Source organism: Collinsella aerofaciens (assembly GCF_001405375.1).
Classification (GTDB): Bacteria; Actinomycetota; Coriobacteriia; order Coriobacteriales; family Coriobacteriaceae; genus Collinsella; species Collinsella aerofaciens_F.
The window spans coordinates 1-8,899 of sequence record NZ_CYYP01000026.1; the positions used below are offsets into that span (position 1 = coordinate 1).

Sequence of the window (8,899 nt, forward strand, 5' to 3'; positions counted from 1 at the left end):
CCCCAGGAGGGGCCGCGGGGGCGTTCGGCTAACTGCGGGAGCGAGCCATCAGCTCAATGTGTTCGGCTGAGATCGGAAATCAACCAAAAAGTAAGAGGCCATCATCCCGCGTGAGCCACAAGCCCCGCGGGATGATTTTTCTGGGACGGGGATTAAAAAATCATTATGCATAGAAAGTCATAATTATCATTTCGTAAACATTTCGATGAAATTAACGCCATGAGGCATGCTTGCGGTTACAATACCGCGAGGCCTAACTACACACCTTTAAGCCGGTCCTGTGAGACCGGGAAGGAGAACTATGGCGAACAACCATACCGCGGGCGCTGCCGCCCGCACCTTCGCGCCCAGCGAGCTTTGCCAGCGTATGCTGGCCAAAACCAGCAAGGGCACCTGTGGTCCCTGCATCCTGTATCTTGAGGATGGGACCATTTTTTATGGACGTGCATGTGGCGCCGAGGGCACCGCGACCGGCGAAGTCTGCTTCAACACCTCGCTCGAGGGCTACTTTGAGGTCATGACCGACCCGAGTTATGCCGGCCAAATCGTAACCATGACCTATCCGCAGATCGGCAACTACGGTATCGACGAGACCGACGTCCAGTCGGCCTTCCCCGGCGACGCCGTGCGCCCTGCGAGCGCTCCGGCTATGCGCGGCATGATCGTTCGCGACATGTGCGCCACGCCTTCTAACTGGCGCTCGGCCGTCAGCGTGCCGGAGTACCTGCGTGCACACGGCATCGTCGCTATCGAGGGCGTCGACACCCGCGCCCTGGTGCGCCACCTGCGCGACAACGGCTCCAAGATGGGCATTATCTCGACCGAGATCTTCGATGTCGACGAGCTTGCCGAGCGTCTGGCCGCAGCGCCCGCGCTGGTAGGCGAGAACCTGGTCAAGACCGTGAGCTGCCCTGAGCCCCACGCCTTTACCGCCGTCGACCTTCCTGCCACGCATGACTTTGCACTTGCGGCTGCCGCTCCTGCCCGTCACAAGGTGGTCGCCTACGACTGCGGTGTGAAGCGCGGCATTCTGGAGGGGCTGGTCCGCGCCGGCTGCGACCTTACCGTCGTGCCGTGGGACACGCCCGCGAGTGAGGTGCTCGACATGAATCCCGACGGCGTCTTTTTGTCCAATGGCCCCGGCGACCCCGACGCCGTGGTGGAGACCTACGAGCAGGTGCAGCAGCTGATCGGCAAGGTGCCGGTCTTTGGTATTTGTCTTGGTCACCAGATGATCAGCCTGGCCTGCGGCGCCCAGATGGAAAAGCTTAAGTTCGGTCACCGCGGTGGCAACCAGCCGGTTATGAACCTGGTAAGCCGCCGTGTGGAGATCACCGCGCAAAACCATGGCTTTGGCCTGCTGTTCCCCAGCTTGGGCAAGCTTGTCCCCGAGCTTTCCGGCGGCGAGACCGAGCATGCGGCCGATGGAGATCTGCGCGTCTGGGTGCGCCGCGGAATCGCGCCGGTCGTGATGAACGAGCGCTTTGGTCGCATTCGCCTGACACATGTGAACCTCAACGACGGCACCGCCGAGGGCATCCAGCTGCTCGACGCACCGTGCTTCTCGGTCCAGTACCACCCCGAGGCCTCGCCTGGCCCCACCGATGCCCACTATCTCTTTACCGCCTTTACGCGACTCATGGACGGCGAGGAGAACTACCTGGACATCGACACCGCGAAGGACCGCCTTGCCGGCTGGAACTTTGCTGAGTCCGAGACCGCTGAGACCGAGGAGAACTAATATGCCTAAACGTACTGACATCAAGCGCATCCTCGTCATTGGCTCGGGCCCCATTGTCATTGGCCAGGCCTGTGAGTTCGACTACTCCGGTGCCCAGGCCTGCAAGGTGCTCAAGGAGGATGGCTTTGAGGTCATCCTGGTCAATTCCAACCCGGCGACCATCATGACCGACCCGGGCTTGGCCGACCGCACCTATGTTGAGCCTATCACCGCCGAGTTTATCGAGCGCGTAATCAAGAAAGAGCGCCCGGACGCGCTGCTGCCCACGCTGGGCGGCCAGACCGGTCTGAACGCCGCCGTCGAGCTGGCGAAAGACGGTACGCTCGACAAGTACGGCGTCGAGATGATCGGCTGTGACCTTGCCGCCATCGAGCGCGGCGAGGACCGCAAGCTCTTTAACGAGGCCATGGCCGAGATCGGCCTGGAGGTCGCGCGCTCGGGCTATGCCTACAGCGTGGCCGACGCCGAGGCCATCGCCGAGCGCGTGGGATATCCCTGCGTGCTGCGTCCGAGCTTTACCCTCGGCGGCGCCGGCGGCGGCATCGCTCACACTCACGAGGAGCTCGTCTCCATCGTGAGCCAGGGCCTCGAGCTCTCGCCCGCCCACGAGGTGCTGGTCGAGGAGTCCATCGAGGGCTGGAAAGAGTATGAGATGGAGGTCATGCGTGACCACGCCGGCAACGGCATCATCGTGTGCTCCATCGAGAACCTCGACCCCATGGGCGTGCATACCGGCGACTCCATCACCGTGGCGCCGGCGCAGACCCTCTCCGACCTGGAGTATCAGCGCATGCGTGTCGCCTCGCTCGCCATCTTGGAGAAGATCGGCGTCGAGACCGGTGGCTCCAACGTGCAGTTTGCCGTGAACCCCCAGACCGGCCGCCTGATCGTCATCGAGATGAACCCGCGCGTGAGCCGCTCGTCCGCACTGGCCTCCAAGGCAACGGGTTTCCCCATCGCCAAGGCCGCCGCGCGCCTGGCCGTGGGCTACACGCTCGACGAGATCGTCAACGACATCACCAAGGCTACGCCCGCCTGCTTTGAGCCCACAATCGACTACTGTGTGGTCAAGGTGCCGCGCTTTGCCTTCGAGAAGTTCAAGGGTACCGACCCCACACTCACCACGCGCATGAAGGCCGTGGGCGAGATTATGGCGATCGGCCGCACCTTTGAGGAGGCCTTTGGCAAGGCTATGCGCTCGCTGGAGGATGGCCACCAGGGCATTTGCGCCGGTGGCAAGGAAGGTGCCGATAAGCTGAGCGACGACGAGCTTGCTCAGGCCGTGGCAACCCCGACCGAGCATCGCATCTTCTTTGTGGTCGAGGCCCTGCGCCGTGGCTGGGACATCGTTCGCATCCATGCCATCTGCGGTATCGATCCGTGGTACCTCAACCGTATCAACGATATGGTGCAGGTCCAGGAGAGCATCCGCGGCCTGCGTGTGGAGGATATCGACGCCGACGCGATGCGCCTGCTCAAGCAGTACGGTACGAGCGACGCCGAGATCGCCGCGCTGACCGGCTCGGACGAGCGCTTTGTGCGCGCCTATCGCAAGGGTCTGGGCGTGGTTCCCAGCATGAAGACGGTCGATACCTGCGCTGCGGAGTTCTCGAGTGCCACGGAGTACCATTACAAGACGTACGAGAACATCTACCGCACGAGCCCGGATGCCAAGAAGTGCGTGGCTCCCGACGAGACCACGCCGGCGGACAAGCCCAAGGCGATGATCCTGGGCGCCGGCCCCAACCGCATTGGCCAGGGTATCGAGTTCGATTACTGCTGCGTGCACGCGAGCTACGCGCTGGCGGCCCGCGGCTTTGAGACCATCATGGTCAACTGCAACCCCGAGACCGTTTCGACCGACTACGACACGTCAGACCGCCTGTACTTTGAGCCGCTCACCTACGAGGACGTCATGGACGTTATCGACGTTGAGCGCCCCGATGGCGTCGTGGTGACGCTCGGCGGCCAGACCCCGCTTAAGCTGGCGCGCATGCTCGAGGAGAGTGGCGTCAGCATCATGGGCACCAAGCCCGATGCCATCGACTTTGCCGAGGACCGCGAGCGCTTCGCTGCTCTGCTCGACAAGCTGGGCATCATGTACCCGCCGGCGGGCCAGGCAACCTCGTTTGAGGAGGCCGAGGCCGTGGCCGCGCATATCGGCTACCCGCTGCTGGTGCGTCCGAGCTACGTGCTGGGCGGCCGCGGCATGATGATCGCCTACGATGCCGAGCATCTGCGCGATTACATGGCCGAGGCCGCGCGCATTAGCCCCGACTACCCGGTGTATCTGGACCGCTTCCTGGAGGGTGCGATCGAGTCCGATGTCGACGCCCTGTGCGATGGCGAAGAGGTCTACATCGGCGGCATTCTGGAGCATATCGAGGAGGCCGGTATTCACTCCGGCGACTCTGCGACCTGCATCCCGCCGTTCAGCTTTAGCGAGAGCCTGCAGGCAAAGCTTCGCGAGACCACGCGCCGCATCGCGATGGCGCTGGGCGTACGCGGCCTGGTCAATGTGCAGTATGCCATCAAGGGCGAGACCGTCTACGTGATCGAGGCAAACCCGCGCGCGAGCCGCACCGTGCCGTTTATCTCCAAGGCCACCGGCGTGCCGCTGGCCAAGTGCGCGGCGCGTATCATGGCAGGCGATTCCATCGCGAGCCTGGGCCTGCCGAGCGACGAGCGCCAGCTGGACTGGTTCTGCATGAAGGAAGCCGTTATGCCCTGGGGTCGTTTCCCGGGCGCTGACGTTATCCTGGGGCCCGAGATGAAGTCGACGGGCGAGGTCATGGGTATCGCTAAGAGCTATCCCGAGGCATACGCCAAGACGCAGCTGGCGATTGACTACAAGCTGCCCGACCCGAGCGCCGGTAAGGTGTTCATCAGCGTGTGCGACCGCGACAAGCGTCATATCCTTTCGGTCGCCCGTATCCTGCGCTACCTGGGCTTTGATATCTGCTCCACCGAGGGCACGGCGCGCGTGCTGCGTGGAGGCAACGTGACGTGCGAGGTCGTGGAGAAGATTAGCGGCCCGCACGACGGCGAGCGTCCCAACATCGGCGACCTCATCGCCGATGGCAAGATCGCGGTAATCATCAACACGCCGTACGGCCCGGGTTCGCGTGGCGACGGCTATCTGTTGCGTACCGAGGCGGTGCGCCGCGGCGTGACCTGCGTGACGGCGATGTCTGCCGCCAACACGTACGTGAGTGCCATCGAGGCCGTGCGCGAGGACCAGCAGGGTCACGGCAGTGCCAACGACATGGGCATGGATGTCATCGCCCTGCAGGACCTGCCGCAGTACACGGTGTAGTTGACCTGGCCGGCCGGGGCGGAGGGGGCCGAATTTCCCCCTTCGCTCCGGCTGCAAGCAGAGTCGCTCAGGAGGAAACTCGGCCCCTCTTGCCCCGACGCACTGTGTCTAGACGGATTGCACCTCCTGTTTTTAGAGATAAATACCATTTAGCGGTGATATTCAACCGTTCAAGATATTATGTAATGGCATATTACATCATATGACGTAATATGCCATTAGCAGTCAAGGATGATTGTCTGTGTTCAAGTCGAGAAAGGGGCAAAATGATTAAACTGTGTCGCGTCGATAGCCGGTTAGTGCATGGGCAGACCGTGTTCTCTTGGTATCCAACGCTTGAAGCAAACGCTATTCTTGTGGTTTCAGATGAGTACGCCGCAAGCAAAGAGCGAATTCAAGCGCTGCGAATTGCAAAACCCGCTGATGCCAAATTGGTTGTCAAAAGTGTAGAAGATTCCATCGTGGCCCTTAACGGAAGCGCGGTGGATAAATACGAGCTAATTGTTGTTGCGGGAAATGTACATGACGCCTGTGAAGTTGCGCGTGCGTGTCCAAAAATAACGTCTGTGAATTTAGGCGGCGCTCGACCGTTGGGGGATAGCGTAAAGGAGCTTGGCCCTGCTGTGCGCCTTTCCCAATCCGATATTAATGAAATTAAGAAAGCCATGGCTGATGGAATCGAGTTCGAGGTAAGGCAGGTTGCTAGCGAGAAAAAACGCATCGTAACAAGTTTTGATTTGTAGGAAGAGGGAGAAATATGCTGCTTCAAGCTTTTCTGGTTGGTCTTGCGCTGCGATAGGTCAATCGGATTATTTACTCGGTACTGCGATGGTCGAGCGGCCGATTGTCCTCGGAGCGATTGTCGGTATTTTTTTGGGTGATATTCCGACTGGCGTTATTGTTGGTTTCCAGCTCGAACTCGCGTTCATGGGGGTCTGGCAGGTTGGTGCTGCCGTGCCGCCCAACGTAATTGTTGGTTCAGTTTTGGGAACAGCCTTTGCGATTACTATGGGTGCGGGTCCCGAGACCGCTCTGACTATTGCTATGCCCACTGCGGTGCTTGCCGGCATGTTTGACAGCCTTATGTATAGCGTTGTTACGCCTCCTATGGCTGTCTGGGCTGATCGTGGCGCCGAAAAAGACGACCCCAAAACGATTGCAGCCGCTATGTGGACCAATGGAATTCTCTACATCATTGCGCTTGGCTTGATTTGCGGCGTGGCTTTTTACGTTGGAAATGATGCTGTTCAGGCACTGATTGACGCCATTCCTGATTGGCTTACGAATGGGCTTACGATCGCAACGGGTATTCTGCCCGCGCTTGGATTTGCGCAGCTTATGTCAATCCTGTCCACCAAGGAGCTGAGCTTCCTATTCTTTGGAGGCTTCTTGCTGAGTGCCTATCTAAACATTCCGACGATCGGTATCGTGGCGTTTTCGCTGATCCTGATTGGGATTCTCAATATGGCTCACATTTTTATGCCTGCCAGTGCGGCGGTCGCTAAGGAGGTTGACGATGACAACGAATTCTAATGATGTTCTTGAGCTCTCGCCGGAGTCAAATAAATCGACCGATAAGAGAATAACCAAGAAAGACTTAAAGGCGTTATTTTGGCGTAGCTTTCCACTCAACATCATGTGGAGCTTTGACCGACAAATGAACGTTGCATCCCAATATGGCGTGATGGCAGATGGCAAGCTGCTTTGTGAGCTTACGGCTGGGGAATTGAAAGAGAGCTGCCAGAGGTGCATAAAGATAAGAACCCCACAGTTAGAACGGGCTATTACGATTTTAAGCCAGCGGTTCCCGGATTTTGAAGTGTTGGGCCATGACCTGATTAGAATTTTTCATTGCAATGAGCAATCCGGGGAAATCAATACGCTGCTGGTTCGTTCCGGGATAGAGGTATTGGAAATCTGGCTTGCCGGTATGGAGCCGACCGACTATCTTTTGAAAATGACAGGAGGTGCAAAGAGTGATCCAGACGATGCAAAGTGAGTTATTTCGTATCCGCAAAAACCGCCTGTTTTGGGCCTGCCTCGCACTGGCTGCTTTTTTTGTCTTTGCGCTTGCCCTGACATTTTATCATAATTCGGTAAATGGTATGTTTCCGGCTATATCACTGGTTTCGTTCACGGAGTTTCTATTTTCAGATTACAGCCTGATCTTTCCGTTGACACTCTTTTTGTGCCTGTACTTTACAGAGGATTTTCATACCGGCACATACAATATCGTACTTTCCAAAGGTACAAGCAGAGTACATCTATTCTTCGGAAAACTGCTGGCCGCATGGGGTTGTGTTTTATTTTTTCTGCTTGTATGCTTTGGCATCGCATATTTTTCTATTCTGATAATGGGAGCATCCCGGTATGACATAGAATATTCGTTTTCTGCAATCGGAGCCTTTCTTCTGCTTCAATGTCTGTGCTTTTTAGGGTACACCGCATTTCTCAATCTGTTAAGTTACCTGCTCCGGCATCGGATAATTGTCACGGTTACCGCATTTTTTCTGCTGGGGGTTTTGTATCTATACCTCACAAGGATAAGTACAGCATTGGATATGGATTATTCGCTCTACAAGTATTGGGTGGTAGGGTTATCCCATAGCTTGCAGATCAATACCTTTGGAGAGGATTTAATGCCCATTTTGGTTACACTTGGAGTATATCTTTTTTTACCGACAGCCATTTCATTCTCCCTGTTTCAAAGGTTGGATTTGCGTGGTTTGGAAAGGCGGTGATAGCTGCATGATTGTGCTATGTATCTTGTTGGCAATGCTTTCCCTGTTTTTGCTTCTGAAACTGATTTATCAGCGGAAAATGGTTCGGAAAATCAAAAAGCAAATTGATTTTTTGACAGACCGGGATACGCAAACAGAAATCATGGTGGAAAAAACGGATGGGCCAATACAGGATTTGGCTGCAAGTATCAATCATCTTCTGAAAAAATATCGCGGTATGAGGCAGGAAATCGAACGGAGCGATACCCTGTTCCGGGATACTATCACCAGTCTGTCCCATGACTTGCGAACGCCACTGGCAACAGCAAACGGCTATATCCAACTCTTACAGGAACAAGATTTAACCGGGGAGCAAAAAGAATATGTGATGATTGCGGGAGAAAGAATTTCCGCTGTAAAGCTGCTTCTCGATCAACTGTTTGAATTTGCAAGGATTGAGGCCGACGAGCTGAAATTGAATTGCAGGAATACAGATATACACAGTGTACTTCGGGATGTTGTCGCCTCATACTATGGCGATTTTGAACAGAAAAAATGCGTCCCCCATATCGTCATACCAAATTCACCGGCTATCATTTGGGGCGATCCAGATGCCTTGACCCGGATTTTCTCAAATGTAGTTTATAATGCGCTTGTTCACGGGGAGGGAAATTATCAGATCACCGCAGCGTTAGAAGAAGCTCAAACGGTCATAACCGTTAAAAATGCGTCGAGCAGTATTCAGCAGGAAGATATTCCCCATTTGTTTGATCGCTTTTACACCACCGACCAGTCACGGACAAAAAAGACAACCGGGCTGGGGCTGGCAATCGCTCAAAGACTTGTGACCCGTATGGGCGGGCAAATCTCGGCTTCTCTGCAAAATGGTATCTTTGCAATTCAAATCGTGTTTCCCATTGTTAATTTCTAAAGGGCTGCTTCGGCAGCTCTTTTTTCATCCTTAGACTTTCCTTAGACTTTTCTCAAACAAATCCTAAACCTCTTTGGTAAAGTATGAGCCATAGGAGGTAATGTCGAGAAAGTTGGTGTAGCGCCCGATCCGAAGTGAGTCGGCCCGGCGTCCTGGAATCTGGAATACGGTTGATATCCTATGCCGCCTCG

At 56.1% G+C, this 8,899-nt stretch carries 7 protein-coding genes; all 7 read left to right on the forward strand.

Annotated features, from left to right (window positions below; translation table 11 throughout):
* Positions 1 to 301 precede the first annotated feature (301 nt).
* The 7 genes from carA (at position 302) to ARB25_RS09470 (ending at position 8,708) form a co-directional block, all read left to right on the forward strand.
* The gene (gene carA, locus ARB25_RS09440) at positions 302 to 1,741 is read left to right on the forward strand and encodes a glutamine-hydrolyzing carbamoyl-phosphate synthase small subunit (protein WP_055287623.1); all 1,440 of its coding nucleotides are present in this window, start codon (positions 302 to 304) and stop codon (positions 1,739 to 1,741) included.
* A 1-nt stretch (position 1,742) separates the two neighbouring features.
* Positions 1,743 to 5,057 (forward strand): carbamoyl-phosphate synthase large subunit, encoded by a 3,315-nt coding sequence (gene carB / locus ARB25_RS09445; protein ID WP_055287625.1) that lies wholly within the window; start codon positions 1,743 to 1,745, stop codon positions 5,055 to 5,057.
* Positions 5,058 to 5,323: 266 nt separating this feature from the next.
* A complete protein-coding gene (locus ARB25_RS09450; RefSeq protein ID WP_006235818.1) occupies positions 5,324 to 5,800 on the forward strand; it encodes a PTS sugar transporter subunit IIB in 477 nt (158 codons plus the stop codon).
* A gap of 85 nt (positions 5,801 to 5,885) precedes the next feature.
* A complete protein-coding gene (locus tag ARB25_RS09455) occupies positions 5,886 to 6,590 on the forward strand; it encodes a PTS mannose/fructose/sorbose/N-acetylgalactosamine transporter subunit IIC (protein WP_216595144.1) in 705 nt (234 codons plus the stop codon).
* Complete coding sequence (locus ARB25_RS10335; RefSeq protein ID WP_055287627.1) at positions 6,574 to 7,056, forward strand: hypothetical protein; 483 nt, start codon at positions 6,574 to 6,576, stop codon at positions 7,054 to 7,056. The genes ARB25_RS09455 and ARB25_RS10335 overlap by 17 nt, the downstream gene beginning before the upstream one ends.
* A complete protein-coding gene (locus tag ARB25_RS09465; RefSeq protein WP_055287629.1) occupies positions 7,034 to 7,798 on the forward strand; it encodes an ABC transporter permease in 765 nt (254 codons plus the stop codon). The genes ARB25_RS10335 and ARB25_RS09465 overlap by 23 nt, the downstream gene beginning before the upstream one ends.
* A gap of 7 nt (positions 7,799 to 7,805) precedes the next feature.
* Entirely contained in the window at positions 7,806 to 8,708 is a 903-nt protein-coding gene (locus tag ARB25_RS09470; protein ID WP_055287630.1) for a sensor histidine kinase, read from the forward strand.
* Positions 8,709 to 8,899: the final 191 nt, after the last annotated feature.